An 18,266-nucleotide genomic window follows, 5' to 3' on the forward strand; every position below is an offset into this window, starting at 1 on the left:
TGTAAACAACATGTTATACAGAAAAGCATCACCAAAGACACAGGATAAAAGAAAGTCGTGCTACGCTTTAATTAAGCGATAACGTTAATTTAGCTATTCTTTATGCTAATAGAATTCCTACACGAAAAAGTTCCTTAGCCACACCGTTATCAGGAGCGTCACCATGAATCCTCCAATATATGTTTGTTAGCCCTATTTAAAAAAACTTAAATAACAGATCACTTTTACCTGTGTGGGGCCTCGATATGTTTCACTTTGATGCTTATGGTACGCTCGTTGCTGCAACGCTGGTGCTATTGCTAGGAAGGCAATGTGTCCAGAATATTCCTCTGCTGCAAAAATATGCTATCCCGGAACCTATTGCGGGTGGTTTGCTGCTCGCATTACTGTTTCTGCTTATTCATCAGACGACCGGTTGGGAAGCCAGCTTTGATACATCACTACGTGATCCGCTAATGCTGACTTTTTTTGCCTCAATTGGCCTTAATGCGAATCTGGCAAGCTTAAGGGCTGGCGGTAAGGTATTGATAAAGTTTTTTGTGGTCGTTATCGGTTTGCTGTTACTGCAAAATATGGTTGGCATCGGTATGGCCAAAGTGCTGGGGCTGGAGCCACTGATGGGGCTGCTGGTGGGGACCATAACACTTTCTGGAGGGCATGGCACCGGTGCAGCTTGGAGTGCCGTATTTGCGGAGAATTATGGCTTAAGTAATGCTACGGAAGTTGCCATGGCCTGCGCAACTTTCGGCTTGGTATTAGGTGGCTTGATCGCCGGTCCTATTGCCCTTTATCTCATTAAACATTCCGCCACTCCCAATGGCAGAGCGGAAGATGCCTTGCAACCCACAACCTTCGAGAAACCTCAGTCAGGGCGGATGATCACTGCGCTGGTATTAGTAGAAACTATCGCCATGATTGCCATTTGTTTGATGGCTGGTCGCTATATCACGGGGTTACTGGCGGGATCTATATTTGAATTACCGATCTTCGTCTATGTCTTATTTGTCGGGGTTATTCTTAGTAATCTACTCACTTATACTGGGTTTTATCAGGTTTTTGACCGTGCAGTCTCCGTAGTCGGTAACGTAAGCCTCTCCCTTTTTCTGGCAATAGCGCTGATGAGCCTAAGATTGTGGGAACTGGCGTCTCTGGCATTACCGATGTTGGCGATTTTATTGGTGCAGACGCTAACCATGGCTCTGTATGCCATATTTGTCACTTATCGGATTATGGGAAAGAATTATGATGCGGCCGTTCTTGCTGCTGGACATTGTGGTTTAGGTTTGGGGGCAACCCCAACAGCAATTGCGAATATGCAAGCGATTACCGAACGTTTCGGGCCATCCCACGTTGCGTTTCTGATTGTACCGATGGTCGGTGCTTTCTTCCTGGATATCGCCAATGCAGTAGTGATCAAACTGTCTTTGTTATTACCGATGTTTACGCAACTTGGCTAAAAGCCAGTATTCATGGTGCCATCAACCGGCCAGAAGACGGAAACCCAGTATAAGCCGGCACATACCCTATAGTATGTGCCGATGTTTATTCACCAGCGCACCTCTAACGCGCTAAATCCCCTCCCCCCTCGCGCCATGCTCTTCTTAAGTGATAACTGTTGATCTAGCATTGATTTCATAAGGTATTGCCGGTATAACTAACAGCCATTTAGAGATATAGACGTCTAAACGGATAAAATATCATGCACTCACCTGTTCCCATCGAAGGGCAGTTCAAACGTACAATGAAGGCCCGGCATCTGGTGATGCTCTCTCTGGGGGGCGTGATTGGCACCGGCTTATTCTTCAACACCGGCTATATAATCTCCACCACGGGTGCCCTCGGCACACTGTTGGCCTATATGATAGGTGCTGTGGTGGTCTATCTGGTAATGCTCTGCCTGGGTGAACTGTCGGTAGCAATGCCAGAAACCGGGGCTTTTCACGTGTATGCTTCCCGCTATCTTGGCCCAGCCACTGGCTATACCGTTGCCTGGTTATACTGGCTGACCTGGACAGTAGCCCTCGGTTCCAGTCTGACCGCCGCTGGGTTCTGTATGCAGTATTGGTTCCCTCAATCACCGGTGTGGTTATGGTGCCTTATCTTTTGTCTGGCTATTTTTCTGCTCAATGTGGTCACTACCCGCTTCTTTGCCGAAAGCGAATTCTGGTTCTCTCTGATCAAGGTCGTCACCATTTTGGCATTTATCATTTTGGGTGGTGCGGCGATGTTCGGCCTATTGCCGATGAAGGACGGCACACCCGCCCCCTTCCTGCACAATCTAACCCACTCTGACTGGCTGCCAAACGGCACCTTACCGATCCTGATGACCATGGTGGCGGTCAATTTCGCTTTCTCCGGCACCGAGTTAATCGGTATCGCCGCGGGCGAAACAGAGAAACCAGAAAAAGCGATTCCGTGGGCAATCCGCACCACCGTGATCCGCCTGAGTGTTTTCTTTATCGGTACGGTATTTATTCTGGCTGCGCTGATCCCGATGGATCAGGCCGAGGTTGTCAAAAGCCCGTTTGTACTGGTATTTGAACGTATCGGTGTACCCTATGCCGCCGATATCTTCAATTTCGTGATCCTGACTGCCATCCTGTCAGCCGCTAACTCTGGTCTTTACGCCTCTGGCCGCATGCTGTGGTCATTGGCCAATCAGCGAACACTGCCTGCTTATTTTTCCCACATCAATAAACGCGGCATTCCTATTAATGCGCTGATCTTTAGCATGCTCGGCGGCTTGTTGGCACTGTTGACCAGTGTTATCGCGCCAGATACGGTGTTTGTCGCGCTATCAGCGATTTCTGGTTTTGCCGTCGTCGCAGTCTGGCTGAGTATCTGCGCAGCCCACTATATTTTTCGCCGCAACTACCTACGCAGTGGGCTGCCAATCGAGGGACTGAAGTACCGCGCGCCGGGTTACCCGCTGACGCCGATCGCAGGCTTCAGCCTGTGCCTGTTAGCCTGTATCGGTCTGGCCTTCGATCCTGAGCAACGTATCGCCCTATACTGCGGGCTACCCTTTGTTGCCTTGTGCTATATCACCTATTACCTGACCCATCGTGCCGGGAAAAACCAACCATTGGGAGAGAATCATGCCGGTTAACAACCCTATCTCTGCGCTCTTAACCGCTGATCGCACATTGATTTTGGATGGCGCATTAGCCACTGAACTGGAGGCGCGAGGTTGCTCTCTTAGTGATCCGCTGTGGTCCGCTAAGGTGCTAATTGAGAATCCTGAACTAATTTATCAGGTTCATCTGGACTATTTTAACGCAGGGGCACAATGTGCCATCACCGCCAGTTACCAGGCGACCCCACAGGGTTTCCTGCGCCGTGGCCTCGACCAGCAACAATCGTTGGAACTCATTGCCAAAAGTGTTCAGTTGGCACAGCAGGCACGCAACGATTTTTTGAATCAGCACCCGCAAGCTGAACCGCTGCTGATTGCCGGTTCCGTTGGCCCATACGGCGCTTATCTCGCAGATGGATCTGAGTATCGAGGCGATTACCAGCTGCCACAAGATGAGATGATCGCCTTCCACCGGCCACGTATCGCGGCACTGGCTGAGGCTGGGGTTGACCTGCTGGCCTGTGAAACACTGCCATCGTTCGATGAGTTGCAAGCGTTGCTAACACTACTGCAACAATTCCCTACTTTGGGTGGCTGGTTCGCATTCACGCTACGCGACAGCCAACACCTTAGTGACGGTACCCCCCTGACCGAAGTTCTGGCGCTACTGCGCGGCAATCAGCAAGTACTGGCCATCGGCATAAACTGCATTGCGCTGGATAACGTGACCCCGGCGCTACAGCAGTTTGCGGCACTGGCTGATAAGCCGCTGCTGGTGTATCCAAACTCAGGGGAACATTACGATGCTGTGAGCAAGACCTGGCATGCCTGCGGGGGCGAACACAACCACCTGAATGATCTGGTTGGGGAATGGCAGCGCCTGGGAGCACGACTAATTGGCGGTTGCTGTCGTACCACACCAAAAGATATTCGCATCATCGCTGAGCACTGTAAGCTGTAATCCCCCAGTGATATTGTAGCTAAGCGCCAACAGTATCACTGGACAAGCTTTGCCGCCTGATGACCTGCGGCAAAGCCTCTAAATATGCTGCTTCACCTGAGCGGCATTATTTAGTCGCCTAATTGCCGGAGTCAGGCTGGCGGCGATAGTCGCTATCACAACAGCAACGGCTGAAGCCAGCAAAACGGCCCGGCTGCCATAGTGCATAGCGAGAGGCCCCGCAGCAAGTTCCCCGATAGGAATTGCCACAAATGACCCCATCGCATCATAGGCATAAACACGCGCGAGTTTCTCGGGTGGAATATGGGTTTGTAGAGAATGTGCCCACACAACACCGAATTGCCCAAAACCGACGCCGGCAATAAAAAATGCCCCCATAAGGATGGCAGTCGAAGACACCATACTAAGGAGAGTGATAGGGATTGCGCAAAGTGCAACCAGAAGGACACCAATAAACAGATCGCGTCGTGGCCGCCAGCGGAGTGCAATAAAAGAACCGGCAATCAGGCCAATACTTTGTGCGGCAACAATAATCCCCCAACTGGCACGCCCAAATGAAGCATCAGCCACTATCGGGCCAAGGATCATCACTACGCCGCTAAAAGCGGCATTAACAATAGTGAACTGGGCAACAATAGTCCACACCCACGCACGAGCAATAAACTCCTGCCAGCCATCTCGTAAATCCTGCAAGATATTGGTTTGCGATGCGAGGAGCTGTGCCGAGGCAGTGCGAATCAAGAGATAAAGCGGTGCTGAAGCGGCAAACCCCAAGGCATCGACGGCCAATCCCCAGCCAGGCCCAATGGCAGCCGTCAGAACCCCGCCCAGTGAGGCGCCAATCACCGTCCCGCCATAGACCCCCAACTGGATAAAAGCGTTCGCTTCCCTGAGGTTACGTGCGGGCACGGTTTGTGGAACCATTGCTGAAGAAGCAGGAAGGGCAATGCCCGCTGCCGCGCCGTTAATCGTCCCAAGGACTGCTAACCACATAATTGTTGCTGTTCCATCCAGCACCAACCAGGCAACAATCCCTTGAGATAAGGCGGCAATGACAGATGAAGACAGCAGAACCTTACTTCGTGAGTAACGATCCGCAAGTACTCCACCAATCAATAAGAAGGCAACATTGAAAACAGAACGTGCAGCTACCACCAGACCTAAATCTGCTGCGGAACCGCCGATATCCAACACCGCGAACGCCAGTGCAATCGGTGCGATTCCATTACCTAATACCGTGAGGAGGCGGGCAAAAAACAAGTTTCGAAACGGGGCATAGTGAAATACATGTCGGGAAGATGGGACCGTGGCGTTCGCGTTCACTCACTTTTCTCCGCACTGATTTCAATACCTTGCAGGCTCTCACTGCTATCTTTCAATGGGGCTATTTCATACTTTTTTTGTTTATTCATTTTGGGCAACTTTTAATTACATCACGCGCTTGTAGCAGGGGGTCCGCAGTGACATCCTCTGCCTTCACAAATACCATTGCCAAATATGTGTCTTTATCTGTATGAATGCCAAGATTAATTGATTTGAATGTATAAAATTATTCAAATCATCTGATGAAAACCCTCGTCTTGTCAGCTAGCAGATTTATTACAACCGTTACCCCTAAGTTGCTATAGGGATAACGGCCGTCTCAGCTATGGGTGCTGTTCCGTATTGGGTAACGCCAGCAACGCATAGCGGTTCAGCAGTTGACTAAACCGGCTGTCTATCTGTTGGCGCAGTGCCGATGACGGAGTCTGCCCTGACTCGGACTGTACCTGATACTGACGCAACAATTCTTCCAGCGGTAAGGTTTTTGCCAGCGGCTGCTGTATCGCAAACACCACCGTTTTCAGCTCCGAGACCGTCATATAGCGTCCCTTCTTTTCATCCAATCCATTCAGTCGCTCTGCCAGTTGCCGCAAACGCTCTTGTGCCAATGCATAGTGTTTCAACTCCACCAATGGCGCAGCACCGGCTTCTCGCTGTTGTTGCCATAATGCACTCAGTCGGTTGACTTCTTGACTGGCGGGCCACAGTTGCTGCGCTTGTGATAACACCCCATCCCCCCGCATTTGTGCCCATAACGGCGGTAACTGTGTCAGTTGTTCCAACTGTGTGCCACTGCCTTGCAGCACCGGGCCTGCCAATCGTGCCAACTCAGCATCTGAGGTTTGTTTTCTCAGTTCATCGATTGATTTGGCGGCCAGTGGCGCAGGTAATGGCGCGACGCTGGTCAGCAATGCCTCGCGCAATGGATTAGATGACAGCGACTGCCAGATAAAGAAACTGCCCGCCATCAAAACGGCCATCAGCGATAGCCCGGCGACAAACCCCTGCCCCGCTTTCCAACGTGGTGGGGGCGGCAAAGGCGGCGACAACTCCACCTCAACACGCGCCGGGGCCGGTTCGTTGACAAGATAAACCAGTGGTTCGCTGACCGCAGCCGACGAGAATGTCGGTTGTGGCTGTCGTTGTGGTTCAGAGACACCGGCATGCCGTACCGGAATACTCAATCGGTCTGGCGTATCAGCGGCGGCCTCGGCGCTCTCCAGACGTAGTGCGGCGTTATGCAACATCAGGCGCACCCCATCCAATTTACTCAGATGTTTGAGCTCCAGCGTTTGCAACTGCGTGCACAACTGTTCCAACGCACGCTCTGCCCGGTACACCTGAGCCAGGTCACCGTAGCATAACGTCATGGTGCGCCAAACTTGCTGCAACCGGTCACTCAACCAGGCCAATAACGCCACCCGGGCATGTGTTTGCGGCGGCCATAATGCACTCCACTGATGAGACAGCAAGCCCGCCAGCAGCTCCAACCCTTCACACAGCCCGGCAAGACCGGCAATGTGCGTACGTGCCAAGGTAAAATCTACCGTGGTCTGCAACTCAACCCCGTTCTGGCGAAACAGCGCCAAACAAAGCTGCTCGACCCGCCCCCAGTCAACATCCGGGCGAGCGGGATGATGTAATTTGCCGATTTCGTCACGTAAGGCACTAAATTCAGCAAAATGGCGGGGGTCACCGCCGGTTTTAACCGTCCGCTCAGTATTCGATATCATGTGTTTGTCTTCCCTGAATAGGCGTTAAGATGACTCACCCGGATTGAGATAATGTTGTTGTTTAAGATGACGTATCAGCACCCGGCCTTCCGGCATAAATGCCGTGCCGTAACGCACCAATCCCAGACCTTTCAGCTCCGCCTCAATGGCGTACTCCAGATGGCCGGGAGCGGATTGTGGCAGTAGCACCACGTTGATACTTTTCAGCCGTGGCTCATATTTTAGCAACGTGGCTGAGAGCGTAGTCAGCAGTGAATGTGCGGTTCCTGGCATTCCCTGCAAGATTTTGCTCATGTCTGGCAGGCCGTAATCCGGCAGATGGCTGAGCGTACCGGCGCGGCAGTTAAGAATGCGCTGCATATTGTCGAGCACCGACAGGACGACCTGATTGGTTTCGCTCACCTGATGAAGGTCAAGCTCACCCGCTACGTTGCCGAACAGCATTTCATAGAGAGAAGGCTGGGGCATATTACTTATCCTTCAAGGGTAAAAGAATCATCCCATGATTATTCAGTTCAATCTGACGAGCCTTATCGGGGTCGAGGTCGTCACGGCTCAACACCACCCGCCAGGTGTTGTTAGCGATATCAGGTGCCAGAAACATACCCGCGACTGCCACATACTGCGCTTTTTCGTCCATCGGCATATCGATGGACACCGCAGCACCCGGACGAATACGGATATCTTTTTCAGCAAGCAGATCGGCTTTGATGGCCTGGCTGTCCTCGGCAAATAATGAGGGATAATCGGTACCGTCAAATGTTTTGCGGTCTTGTAGCTGATAGATGCGCACCACCGTGGCCAGTGGGGCACCGGTCGCGTTGTTGTTTACCGCATCCCGCGCCTGTATATCCAGATGCAGGGTTTTCACCTGCTTATAAAAAATGGATTTTGTCACCGCGACGGTGCCGTCACTCACTTTCTGAGTCAGTCCACATCCGCTCAGAGTGGATACCATGACCAGCATCAGTAATGCAAAACGTGTTTTACCAGCGGTAATCGCCATATTCATCGGTGTCCCTTCGGTGAAGATTTTCCTGAACACGCTGATAGCGGCCCAGATTAATTGTGATCATTTCAGTGTCGGTGGGTGTGGTTGACGCGACGCGTTGTGTCCGCATTACGGCGGTTCTGCCTAACAGAATACCGGTGCTTTTCGGCTGGCAGGAGAGCTGTGCGTCGGGCAGTAGCGCGCGTAACACCGTCAGTTGTAAACGCACATGCAGCCGCGACCCCAGATACACATGCAACAACGCCATCAAATCCGTGTGTAACTGCCCACCGGGCAACCACTCTCGGGCTTCATCGGGGTTATCGGTTTTCAATTGCAGTAATACCTGACTGTTAACATCCACCGCGTGACTGCCCATTACCGGGCTGTTACTCATGCTGACGGGGTGACGTGCGCTCAGGGCCAGTGGATTGCGCAAGGGGATACGGCAGCGGTCATGCGCTATCACATGGGCATCGGTTTCCGGTGCCAGCAACTGAACCAGCGCAATAATGCCTTCACTGGTGCGAGTGGGCAGGCGCATCATGCCAGTCAGTGCCAGAAAACGAGACACCGGCGTGGCGATATTCTGTGCACATCCCTCAATACCCAGACCACAGAGGCTCAGCAGATACCGAGAGGTTTTATCGGTGCCACCGGGCGAAAAGCTGGCCGGATAAGAGTACTTCCGCCAGACGCGGTAGTACTGCGTGATCAATCGGTGATTGAAAATGTCCAGAAAGTCGCTGACTGCCTCATGCCCTTCCCGGCGCTGGGTAATATCGTCGATATACGCAGTAGGCAGTGGCGACTCCACGCCATACAGTCCCATAAAGGTGGTGCGGATGGTCGGTGGGAGGTGTGCATGCGCGGGTATTTCCACCCGTTTAAATTCACTGGCCGGAAACCCCATGCCCGGATGGGGGCGAAAACGCACCGGATCGTGCCTAACCTGCCAGTGACTACCCAATGGCGGGGCATCCGGCTGGCTTTGCTCCAGTAACTGACAGAAGCGATAAAACTGGGTATACGGCAGTTTATCCCACAGTTGTTCGATTAGCCGGGCAGACGCTGATTGTGATTCTCTTTCCATCGGATACATTTCCCGGCAGGCTGAACGATAAGAGTGAGTTGATTGAACAAATGAATGTCAGCGTAAAGGGCAAAGAAACGGTTGAGCATCTCGCCAAACAGATGAATGTCGCCTTCGCCGGTAAAGCCGTTGCCATCCAGTGTCACTTCAATGTCGATACCCCGTAACAGAAAGCCCTTTTCAAAACGCTGCGTCTGGTGGTGCTGCACCTGTTGAATGGCATCAAGACGGCGATTATTCAGTTCATCCCCTTGCCAGTTGTACAGCTCCAGCGTCCCGCGTAGCACCTGTGCGCTGCTCATCAGGTTGAGGTAACTTGAGCCCAGATGGCTCAGTACCCGCCACTGGAAATGGTCTTCCGCCGGGGGATAAGAGGGTAACGTAGGCTTGCAGAGATTGCGTACTTTCAGCGGCGTCTGTAACACTGCTTCGCAGCGGTCCAACAACGTGCTCTGTAACGCTTTGCGCGGGAGCTGACCATTGGTACCGGTAATTTTCAGTGACACCGCCTCGCGGGTAAACAATCGGTCCGCTTCCCATTGCTGGCCGCCGAGGATCAACCAGGTATCATGCAGCCCGGTCACCCCTCGTTTTACGCGGGTATGGTAATAGCGTTCCGGTGCATGACGTCGCTGCATTCCGCCACGATGGCGAAAACTGGTAAAAGGAACATAGGTGGCATCGGATGTCCGTTGCGAACCGGTCACAGCGTCGACGGAGTAAATTTCGGTGTGCCCATCCTGCAAGCGGCGCGGGCGCAGCATATACTCACTTTCCAGTCCATTGATGGTTAACGGGTCAGCTTCCAGCGAGAACAGGTTAATCACCGGTACACAATGCAGGTTAAGCGCGTCATCCCTGACCGGCAGATCACTTTGCCACTGACAATCAAACACCACTTCGATATCAAACCAGGCAATACCCGCCGGCAGCGTCACGGTTTCCAGCCCGTTCAGATGCACGAACATAAACTTCTCGCGGAAAGTGAAATATTCCAGTAATAGCTGATAACCGCTGAATGCGCTGTCGCCTTTGGGCCACAGCAAATCTTGGTCTGCAAAGCCACCGGGCGAAAACCAACCATCCAGTTTTATTCGATCAACCTGATTGGGTAGACGCAAATAGAGCGCGGCCTGACGCCGGGTGAGGGCCAGATGTAACGCACTGCTGACCGCCGCCTCTCCCGCCAGATAAAAACACAAGCGACGTAAGTCCACCTGCAACCAGTCAGCTTGTGGGCTGCATGCCAGTCGCAGACGCAGCACCGAACGGCCGTCTGGTTCGGTCGCCATCACCACGGTTGAGACGGCGAGCGGGTTGAGTACCATATCGCGGGTAGTTCGGTACTGGCAGACGGTATTCTTCGGCCCAATGGGGCGGGAATAGATTTCCATGCCTTCGGGCACGATTTCAGCCATTTTCATCGCCGGAACATCCGGGGTCAGCGCCACCACCGACAGCGAGGGAATGGTGCGTAGATAGTGCGGCCACAACATGCTCACCAGCCCTTCGGTGAACTCCGGTAGGTCGTCATCAATTTTTTCGCGCAATCGCCCCATGGAGAAGGCAAAGCCTTCAAACAGGCGTTCGACGTAAGGGTCAGGCGTACCGGGTTTATCCAGGTCTAACATCGCTGCCCGGTCAGGGTGAGTTTGGGCAAACTCTTTAGCTGCATCGCGCAGATAGCGCATTTCGGCGTCGTAATAACGCAGGGTAAGGTCTTTCATGGTTTTCTTTTTATCAGGATAGGGTTATCGATTAACCACACAGCACCGCAGCCCGTGCCGGGTCGAGGGCCACTAATCCGGCGAGTAGGTTTTCCATCTCGCCATGCAAGCGTGATTTGTCCGACTCGGTTCGGCTGGCTTTCATGCGCAGCAGTTTTAGGCGGCGGGCTTTTACTTCAAACAGTAATTCCGGCTCCCATTGGGTGAGCGTCATCAAGGTCGCGTTCCCCTCCAGTTCACCCAGCAAATGCAATGCCATGTCGTTTTTTCCGTACTGCTCGGCGACCCGCGCCATCAGCAGGCGGATCAGCCACTGATGGCGAGAGGTGCGGGTACCCGGACGGTTCTGCAACCAATTCAGCGCCGCTTCCACACCTTCGCTGTCGGCTTGCGCCAGCGCTTCCGGCTCCAGTTGCAAAATATCGTCATCACCCGCCGTACTGGCGGATGCCGCCGGTTCACTGCCCCAACTTTCTGCTGCCATGACGTGCTGGTTTATCCAGTGCAAGGTCACCTCATCAGCAAAAGGTGTACCATCACTGAATGCCAGACCGTCAAGCCCCGGCAGGCGGGTCAGCAGACCATTTAAATCTTGCTGAATGATGTCAGCCCAGCGCTCGTAAGGTGCGCCCGTTTTCAGCAGTGCCTGATGGGTATACCACTGGAGATCCAGCCACAGGTGATTAACGCCCTGTGCAAATAGGATGTCGGTTTGCTCCAGCAGTTCCAGCCAGCTTTGTTGCAGATAAAGACGTTTCAGCAGTGCGCGGTTCTCCAGCTTCGGCGGAGCCAGACGGGTACATCCGTCAGCTGCCAGTGGCGGCAGTTCATGCAGGGTGTCCAGACGAATACTTTTCATCAGATGATGCCCCGACAGCCAGCCGTTCGGCTGGTCGCGCAAAAAAACCGCCAGCAGTTTTGCCTGATCGAGCAAATCACGCCCGGAGCTGACGGCTTTCAACGCAGGAGCATCAGGCGCAGAGTGACGAGGGAGACTGCTGTTTTGTGGGATAACGGCATCAGGGCCGCCGGACTGCATTAGCCGGTTTTCTAATGCCGCATACAGGCTAGCGAATTGAGGGCGGATGGACGCATCCCAGCCGCCAACACTTTCCTCGGTTAACACCAACGCGCCCACAATGCGTTCAAAGTCAGCTTTTGTGACTTCCGGGTACAGTGACAGGCTATCCAACACCCGGCTACCCGCCAACCATTCCAGTGCCAGTTTGCGGCTGTTGCCACGTTGTGGATGCAGTGCATCACCAAAACGTTGGACCAACCCGGCCAGCAGAGCCAGGCCATCCGCCAGCCCGCTTTCGCCATCGATGTGCAGTCGCGCCCAGATATAATAGGTCGCGACGCGCACATCTTTGCACGCACCGGTCAGCAGCTTCTCCGCCAGTGCACAGACCAAACCAGTATCTGCGCCGGACAGTTTGTTGACCTCTTCACGCATCTGCTGGAAATCATCGTCATAACCGGGGTCATCACCCACCGGTGAATCCGGGGCAATGGGGACCAGCCATTTTTCCCAGAGCGAAATCTGCTGCTGGGCCTGCTGCGAAAGCGCCTGCTGTTCGGCATGGCAAGCGCTGAGTAAGGTGTGCAACGTAGCCATCAGTATCCCTCTTCTGTTGCGGTATCCGTTTTCTGAGCGCCACCGGTGGCATCCACACTGAATATTTGCGTCGGTAAGACGAAGTTACGCAGTTTCAGTAACGCCAGCGGGCCTTCTCCAGCTTCAGTCCGTAAGGTGTAGTTCAGCGGCCTGCCATCAGGCGCTTTCCAGCTAAGATTAAAACTGCTGTTGACACCCTGATACGGTGTGACCTGAGCCTTATCCAGTAAACGGATCCACCCCCAGGCCCCGGGGAGATCGGCAAACTGTCGGGTACCGGCCTGGGTACTTATCCAACTCAGGCTGGCACCCGGTGCTTCAGTGTCATGGGGCCAGGTGAAACGTTTCCACACTGGCAACTGGTTGTAATAGCTGAGCTTCTGGCTGTCGATCACCAGATCAGTCTGCATCACGTCTTTCGCGGTACCGGGGCGCAGTTCAAAGCGTATGCCTGCTTCACCGTCGGCAAACACCACGTCAGACAAATAACTCAGTTGGTCCACCGCTTTCAGGAATGCTGGGTTAAATGTCAGCCCCTGAGCATTAATGCTGTCCGGCACCCAATGGCTGCCCTCTTTGTGCAGCACGCCATTCAACCGGGTTTGCAGAAAACGGGCGATACGGCCACTGTCGCTGTTGAGATAACGTGCCAGCAGCGGGAGTGACACTTCACTGCTGGTATCTTTTAAGGGATAACGCCCGCCGAAGGTACTGTTCCAGTCATCGACGATAGATGCCTGCCACTGGGCATTCAGGCTCTGAGCGGCAGGAGTTAATACCTGCTGCCACGCCTGTTCCATTGGCTGGACAAATACCGTCTGGCCAAATCCACTCCACTCCTGACCGAGGCTGGCGGCAACCAGACTGCCATAATCACGGGTTTCGGTCAGATCGACCGCTTTGCCCTGAAATACCGTCTGCGCCAGAGTCTGGGTCATGGCTTGAGGATCGGCAGCATTCACCACCTGCTGAAGTTTAAGGCGTACTTGGGTAACGCGGGTCAGGAAGGTTTGCAGACTGAGGTTGGTATTGCCCTGTCCGCCGGCTTTGACATCCATCAGCGCCAGTACCGGACCAAAAGTGGCATCCAGCGGCCCCTGTGCACCCGCTTGCTGATCAATAGCGGGCTGCTCATCGCGGTTTAACAGATTTTTGGCCGATTTGACCAGCGAATCAGACAACGCCTCACCGGTTTGCCCGGTTTTCCCCTGTACGCTCAGGGTGTTCATTAGCGCCACCAGAGGGGACTGACGCACGTCTGCCATCAGGGTGAGTTGGTCGATGGAGTCCGATAACGTCTGTGCTTGCTGCCAGTGCAGGCTATTGAGAAAGTCCAACCAACTGGTAGAGAAATCAGCGAAATAGCGCGCCTTCAGACGTGCCTGCAGGGCTTCGGGAGAATCCTGCTGCAATGCGGTATTTTTACTGTCACTCAGTACCCAGTCCATCTCTTCCCGACGCTCACTGGCCACTTTTTCAATCGCCGGTTTTACTGCGTCATCCCAGGCTCTACGGGTGAACATGCCCGGCACCACGGCATCGGTGGTAAAAATCCGTTCAGCATCAGTATCACCGGTCATATCAGACAGGCGCAGATCAGCATACTGATTCGCCACCTGAGCCAGCATCTTCTGATAGAGCGAAGATTCACTGTTACGGGCACCCATCTGACTGATCAACCGGGTACGTACCTGACTGACCAGATTTTCATCCAGCTTCAGACGCCAGGCCGGGTGCAGGGAAAGATTACGAGCATAAAAATCCAGTAGAGCGGGACCGCTACCCTGCCAGAGGCTGTCCGGCACACCACTGCGCTGTGGCCAGTCATGAAGCAGCGTGGTGCTAAACCATGGCGCATCCATTTTCTCCGGGCGCGCCAGCATCAGATAGAGTTTTAACTGCTCATAAGCGGGTTTTACCAGCGAGTCGCGCAACGGAGAGTCAGGGGGGAGCTGCGCCATGGTGCTGAGTTGTTCTTCAAGGTGACGGGCGGCGGCATCACGCAGCAGAGGGGTGGCGCTGGCCCAATAATGTGGCCAGAGTGCGGCCAGTAAAGCATCGTTCTGGCTCAGACCAAATCGGCTGTGCCAAGGTGCGCCCTGTTGCTGGCGATACTGCAATCTGCCTAACGTGTGTTGCAGATCCAGTTGCGCTTGCAGACGCGCCGGCAGCGATTGCTGCACATTAGCCGCCAGTTTCACCTGAGACTCACTGGCATTAATCGTATCTCGGTTGACCAGGAATGACATCACCATGCCCACCCCCCACAACACCATGATGCCCGCCAGCGCCATCGCCAGCGTTTTACACCAGGCAAACCCCAGCTTTTTCGCGGCTAAGCCTGCGGGCAATAATGGCAGTGAATCAATCAACACATCCCAGCGGTTATCCTTGCCCCAGTGGTGTTTCACGCTGCGTTTTGCATTGACGGACGCCGGGCTGAATATCACCCCCGCCAACGGTGAAGGGCGATAGGGATTCAGCAGAGTCGCCAACGGGCCGGCGACAGAATCTGGCTGACGCGCTAACTGATCGGCCAGTTGCAACAAGAATGGGTGCTGGGTGTTGCTGCTAATCTGTTGTGTACCCTGCTCAATCAGCGACGGCAGCAGCCCGGCAAGCTGTGTACTCAGTTCGCCAGCGTTACACCCCACTGGTAGTAAACAGCCGACGGATTGGGTGATGCGATCGGCCCCGTCATCGGCATGCAGTGACCAGACATACAGCGGCAGCCGCCAACCGAGCAGCTCAAAACGTGCCGCGAACGCTTGTGCCACGCTGTCCATCATATCAGCGGTGAGGGTTGTTTTAGACGCTTGCTGACCAAGTGTCGTGCGTTGAGCCAGGGCTGAGGTCACCCAGACCACCCCGTCTAGCGGGCGGCGGCGCAATTTACGTAAAGAACTCAGCCATGCGCTATCAGCCTGCGCCCCCAAATCGCCTCCCCACAACAGCACGGTGCCACTGTCTTCCTGCCAGTATTGCGACGTCAGCCCGGGGGTGAGCTGCTCAACATCAGCCGCACTGCCGGTGAGTAACAGAATGCGCACTTTGCGGGGCCAGAAGCGGCCGTATTGCTTCTGGAGGCCTGTTTTAATATCAGACGCTAAATTACTGTTGGATGAAGTTTTATTTGTTGTTTCCGTTGCTTGTTTCGTCAGTAGTTTTGGTTTAAACGCAATTTGCCTTATGCTTTGTTTCCATCGCCACCAAAATGCCATCCCAATAAGCCCCATCAGAAGAGCTGAAAAAATCCCCCCCCATATTAGCCAGGCAGTAGAAGCTAATACGCCGCTGTCGACCAGTTGGCGCTGGAAAACTATCAAGAGCAGAGCACTAACCCCGGCCAAACCAATAATCAGAAGGAAATATCCCCAAAAACCATAGCGTGGTGGTCGAGATCCTTTCTCTTGGTTCATGAAAATAGCTCCTTGGTAATGAGACACATCGAACCTGACGATTGTGGCTTTTGATAAATAATTAGTTGGTTTTGTGAGGTTTTTATTGCTGCTTCTACCATCATGCTCAAAGACAGACCCAAAGTAAGTTCTCCTGGAGGGCCGAAAGTCAGGTCAATATAATGAACGGGTTTCTTTTTAGGTAATATCCAGTCATGAACATTCGCATATAAAGCGATATTCACCGAGGTATTCTCTGTATCACCCGATAACCAAACATGTTCTAGTTTATTAAAATCTAATTGGTTGTAATCAAAAAGCATGTTTAGATCATCAGACAGTTTTCCGGGTGCTAATGGCATTAGCCTTCCTAATCCTGCCAGAACGGGATAACCATGTGTGTTAATAAATTCTGGTGAACTAATCAGTTGCGCTGAAATAAGTTCACTGGATTTTTGCTGTATGTTATTAGGCCAGTTTTGCAAACACAAAATTAAAATCACGCCTTTGATTTCAGACTCAAGATTCAATTCATCGATTTCTTCAATAGAAGAGATAAATTCAGGCAAAAGATCCCACTGACCGAAAACAGCAGATTGAATTGTTTCACGATGGAGTGCTGAAGAGTGTAATACATATACGGTGTGTACATAGTGACGATAGCCTGAAGACTGACTTTCGAGCTTATCATCAATCTCATTTAATCGTGATGGTAAAGTTTTTTTGTCTCCGGCTAACGGGCGGGCTTTTTGAGGATACATAGGGATTTTAGCTAAATCCCCCAAAACTGAGTTCACGCCTTCTGCCTCTGGAGTTAATAAAACATTACCCACTACGGCGAGCTGCTTTCGACTCCATTGTTGCCATTGCGCCTTCGTTTTTTGTGATTCTTCATGCCAGGCAAACGCAGATGCACCTGACTGCTCATAACGGTTAAGTATTACCCCAAAAATACAAAACCATAATAATAGGGCAGGTAATACACCATAAAGGAGTATCGGGGTATATGTCGAAAAACGGCCAATAAATAAAGCAGCTCCAGCCCCTATTATCAACATGATGACTAAAATAATTAGCCACAGACTATAACGAGGCGGAGGTAATACAGATTGCTCAGGGATTTCAGGAATAGGCCAACCCATAATTATGACTCAATGCTGTTTTCGGGATGAGAACTAATAACTCGACAACCACAGGCACACTGACAGTTACTCACAACAACAGAAACCCCCTCTTCCATCTCAGTGGGTGAACCTTCAATAATTTTATTATTTCCATGCCCTTGTATGGGACAAGAAACTAAATCACCGACTAATGCAACCTGCACTCCATTAATAAACATGGTAGATGACGCTGTGATCACCTTTCCCCCATGCGTAGTAGCATCACCTAAGCAAACTATTCCTGGCATTCCTTTCTCCTTAGTTATTGCTAGATTTAATGAGGCAATTACTCATCCAAGAAAGCTCCGGGCCTGACTCTTAACGTCTGGCTTATAGCATCCCAGAAATTGACTATTTCATTCTGACTATAAGGTGATGGCGTTAATTCATCATTAAGCAGTTCCAAGCTAAATACAGGTTTTTTAATTCCGCCGACTTTTTCATTTGTGATGAGTATAAAATCATAGCGCTCATTATCATTTGACGAGTATTTTCCTGCAGCAAGTAACTCTTCAGTATCTAGTTTGTTAATCTTACGTGCTCCCTTTCGTAATATATAACCATCACTTGATAAGAGATTATGCTCAATTTCCCCACTACGATCTAACAAACTATCATTTTCCTTAATGTAATTATCTGTTGATATACCAAACCGTAACTGGCTGGCGTTACTACTTTTGTACAGCGTATCAATACTTTCTTGATCGATTTTATTATCAGTGATAAAAGCATTTGGGATACAAACTCCTGCCATTGTCGGAATTATATTTTCATTCCTACCTTGAATTCTCACTAGTAGTTCATTCAGCTCTGACATCCGTTCCGATGTAGTATCCAGATAAACAGTAGGGTATGAACTACGATCGTTTTTATAACGATCTGCCATACCATTTGTTAGCTTGATCTCAATTTTTATAAGTACCCCATTACTGTATAAATATGCTTCTAATACCCTAAAGGCATCATCAACATTCAGGCTTTCAACTCTTTCAAATATAATGCCTTTAAGCCCATTTGGTAATGGGTAAGTGTTTTTCAGGTAGGGCATATCTATGCTAGATGTATTTTTTGTCGCAAGAAGTTCTTGCTCACGTAACCGTATATATTGTTCAAATGCTGGTTGGTAAACTCGATTGGTTATGATTTTACTGTTTTTAATTTTTATTAGATCATTACCAGAATT

At 51.8% G+C, this 18,266-nt stretch carries 14 protein-coding genes; 3 read left to right on the forward strand and 11 right to left on the reverse strand.

Annotated elements, in window-relative coordinates:
* Positions 1-245: 245 nt before the first annotated feature.
* The 3 genes from gltS to mmuM all read left to right on the forward strand — a co-directional run bounded on the left by gltS (position 246) and on the right by mmuM (position 4,037).
* Entirely contained in the window at positions 246-1,457 is a 1,212-nt protein-coding gene (gltS, locus tag V2A85_RS08380; RefSeq protein WP_420071238.1) for a sodium/glutamate symporter, read from the forward strand.
* Between the two features lie 242 nt (positions 1,458-1,699).
* On the forward strand, positions 1,700-3,109 hold the full coding sequence (mmuP, locus tag V2A85_RS08385; RefSeq protein WP_372560602.1) for an S-methylmethionine permease: 1,410 nt from the start codon (positions 1,700-1,702) through the stop codon (positions 3,107-3,109).
* Positions 3,099-4,037, forward strand: coding sequence for a homocysteine S-methyltransferase (gene mmuM / locus V2A85_RS08390; protein ID WP_420071239.1), 939 nt, complete (start codon positions 3,099-3,101; stop codon positions 4,035-4,037). The genes mmuP and mmuM overlap by 11 nt, the downstream gene beginning before the upstream one ends.
* Positions 4,038-4,115: 78 nt before the next feature.
* Here mmuM and V2A85_RS08395 read toward each other — a convergent pair whose 3' ends face one another.
* The 11 genes from V2A85_RS08395 to V2A85_RS08445 form a co-directional block, all read right to left on the reverse strand.
* On the reverse strand, positions 4,116-5,360 hold the full coding sequence (locus V2A85_RS08395; protein ID WP_372560600.1) for an MFS transporter: 1,245 nt from the start codon (positions 5,358-5,360) through the stop codon (positions 4,116-4,118).
* Positions 5,361-5,683: 323 nt separating this feature from the next.
* Positions 5,684-7,093 (reverse strand): VasL domain-containing protein, encoded by a 1,410-nt coding sequence (locus V2A85_RS08400; protein WP_420071240.1) that lies wholly within the window; start codon positions 7,091-7,093, stop codon positions 5,684-5,686.
* Between the two features lie 24 nt (positions 7,094-7,117).
* The gene (tssE, locus tag V2A85_RS08405; protein WP_049601768.1) at positions 7,118-7,561 is read right to left on the reverse strand and encodes a type VI secretion system baseplate subunit TssE; all 444 of its coding nucleotides are present in this window, start codon (positions 7,559-7,561) and stop codon (positions 7,118-7,120) included.
* A gap of 1 nt (position 7,562) precedes the next feature.
* Entirely contained in the window at positions 7,563-8,099 is a 537-nt protein-coding gene (tssJ, locus tag V2A85_RS08410; protein ID WP_309477871.1) for a type VI secretion system lipoprotein TssJ, read from the reverse strand.
* Positions 8,080-9,177 carry a type VI secretion system baseplate subunit TssG gene (tssG, locus tag V2A85_RS08415; protein WP_420071241.1) on the reverse strand — a complete coding sequence of 366 codons (1,098 nt, stop codon included), beginning with the start codon at positions 9,175-9,177 and terminating at the stop codon, positions 8,080-8,082. The genes tssJ and tssG overlap by 20 nt, the downstream gene beginning before the upstream one ends.
* A complete protein-coding gene (gene tssF / locus V2A85_RS08420; RefSeq protein WP_372560597.1) occupies positions 9,141-10,904 on the reverse strand; it encodes a type VI secretion system baseplate subunit TssF in 1,764 nt (587 codons plus the stop codon). The genes tssG and tssF overlap by 37 nt, the downstream gene beginning before the upstream one ends.
* 31 nt (positions 10,905-10,935) lie before the next feature.
* On the reverse strand, positions 10,936-12,522 hold the full coding sequence (tssA, locus tag V2A85_RS08425; protein ID WP_372560596.1) for a type VI secretion system protein TssA: 1,587 nt from the start codon (positions 12,520-12,522) through the stop codon (positions 10,936-10,938).
* Positions 12,522-15,758 carry an ImcF-related family protein gene (locus V2A85_RS08430; protein WP_420071245.1) on the reverse strand — a complete coding sequence of 1,079 codons (3,237 nt, stop codon included), beginning with the start codon at positions 15,756-15,758 and terminating at the stop codon, positions 12,522-12,524. Before V2A85_RS08430 ends, tssA begins: the two co-directional genes overlap by 1 nt.
* Before the next feature lie 179 nt (positions 15,759-15,937).
* Positions 15,938-17,062 (reverse strand): hypothetical protein, encoded by a 1,125-nt coding sequence (locus tag V2A85_RS08435; protein WP_420071242.1) that lies wholly within the window; start codon positions 17,060-17,062, stop codon positions 15,938-15,940.
* 2 nt (positions 17,063-17,064) lie between these two features.
* Positions 17,065-17,331 carry a PAAR domain-containing protein gene (locus V2A85_RS08440; protein ID WP_050142396.1) on the reverse strand — a complete coding sequence of 89 codons (267 nt, stop codon included), beginning with the start codon at positions 17,329-17,331 and terminating at the stop codon, positions 17,065-17,067.
* A gap of 38 nt (positions 17,332-17,369) precedes the next feature.
* Positions 17,370-18,266, reverse strand: an 897-nt coding sequence (locus tag V2A85_RS08445) for a T6SS immunity protein Tli4 family protein (RefSeq protein ID WP_420071243.1), incomplete at its 5' end; no start/stop codon positions are given.

Source organism: Yersinia sp. 1252 StPb PI (genome assembly GCF_048593885.1).
Lineage (GTDB): Bacteria > Pseudomonadota > Gammaproteobacteria > Enterobacterales > Enterobacteriaceae > Yersinia > Yersinia enterocolitica_E.

What these genes read in the sequence shown, in the direction of transcription:
- mmuP (WP_372560602.1), top strand. Translation starts at nt 1,700, where the DNA reads ATGCACTCACCTGTTCCCATCGAAGGGCAGTTCAAACGTACAATGAAG.
- tssE (WP_049601768.1), bottom strand. Translation starts at nt 7,561, where the DNA reads ATGCCCCAGCCTTCTCTCTATGAAATGCTGTTCGGCAACGTAGCGGGT.
- tssJ (WP_309477871.1), bottom strand. Translation starts at nt 8,099, where the DNA reads ATGGCGATTACCGCTGGTAAAACACGTTTTGCATTACTGATGCTGGTC.
- V2A85_RS08430 (WP_420071245.1), bottom strand. Translation starts at nt 15,758, where the DNA reads ATGGGGCTTATTGGGATGGCATTTTGGTGGCGATGGAAACAAAGCATA.
- tssG (WP_420071241.1), bottom strand. Translation starts at nt 9,177, where the DNA reads ATGGAAAGAGAATCACAATCAGCGTCTGCCCGGCTAATCGAACAACTG.
- mmuM (WP_420071239.1), top strand. Translation starts at nt 3,099, where the DNA reads ATGCCGGTTAACAACCCTATCTCTGCGCTCTTAACCGCTGATCGCACA.
- gltS (WP_420071238.1), top strand. Translation starts at nt 246, where the DNA reads ATGTTTCACTTTGATGCTTATGGTACGCTCGTTGCTGCAACGCTGGTG.
- V2A85_RS08435 (WP_420071242.1), bottom strand. Translation starts at nt 17,062, where the DNA reads ATGGGTTGGCCTATTCCTGAAATCCCTGAGCAATCTGTATTACCTCCG.
- tssA (WP_372560596.1), bottom strand. Translation starts at nt 12,522, where the DNA reads ATGGCTACGTTGCACACCTTACTCAGCGCTTGCCATGCCGAACAGCAG.
- V2A85_RS08400 (WP_420071240.1), bottom strand. Translation starts at nt 7,093, where the DNA reads ATGATATCGAATACTGAGCGGACGGTTAAAACCGGCGGTGACCCCCGC.
- tssF (WP_372560597.1), bottom strand. Translation starts at nt 10,904, where the DNA reads ATGAAAGACCTTACCCTGCGTTATTACGACGCCGAAATGCGCTATCTG.
- V2A85_RS08440 (WP_050142396.1), bottom strand. Translation starts at nt 17,331, where the DNA reads ATGCCAGGAATAGTTTGCTTAGGTGATGCTACTACGCATGGGGGAAAG.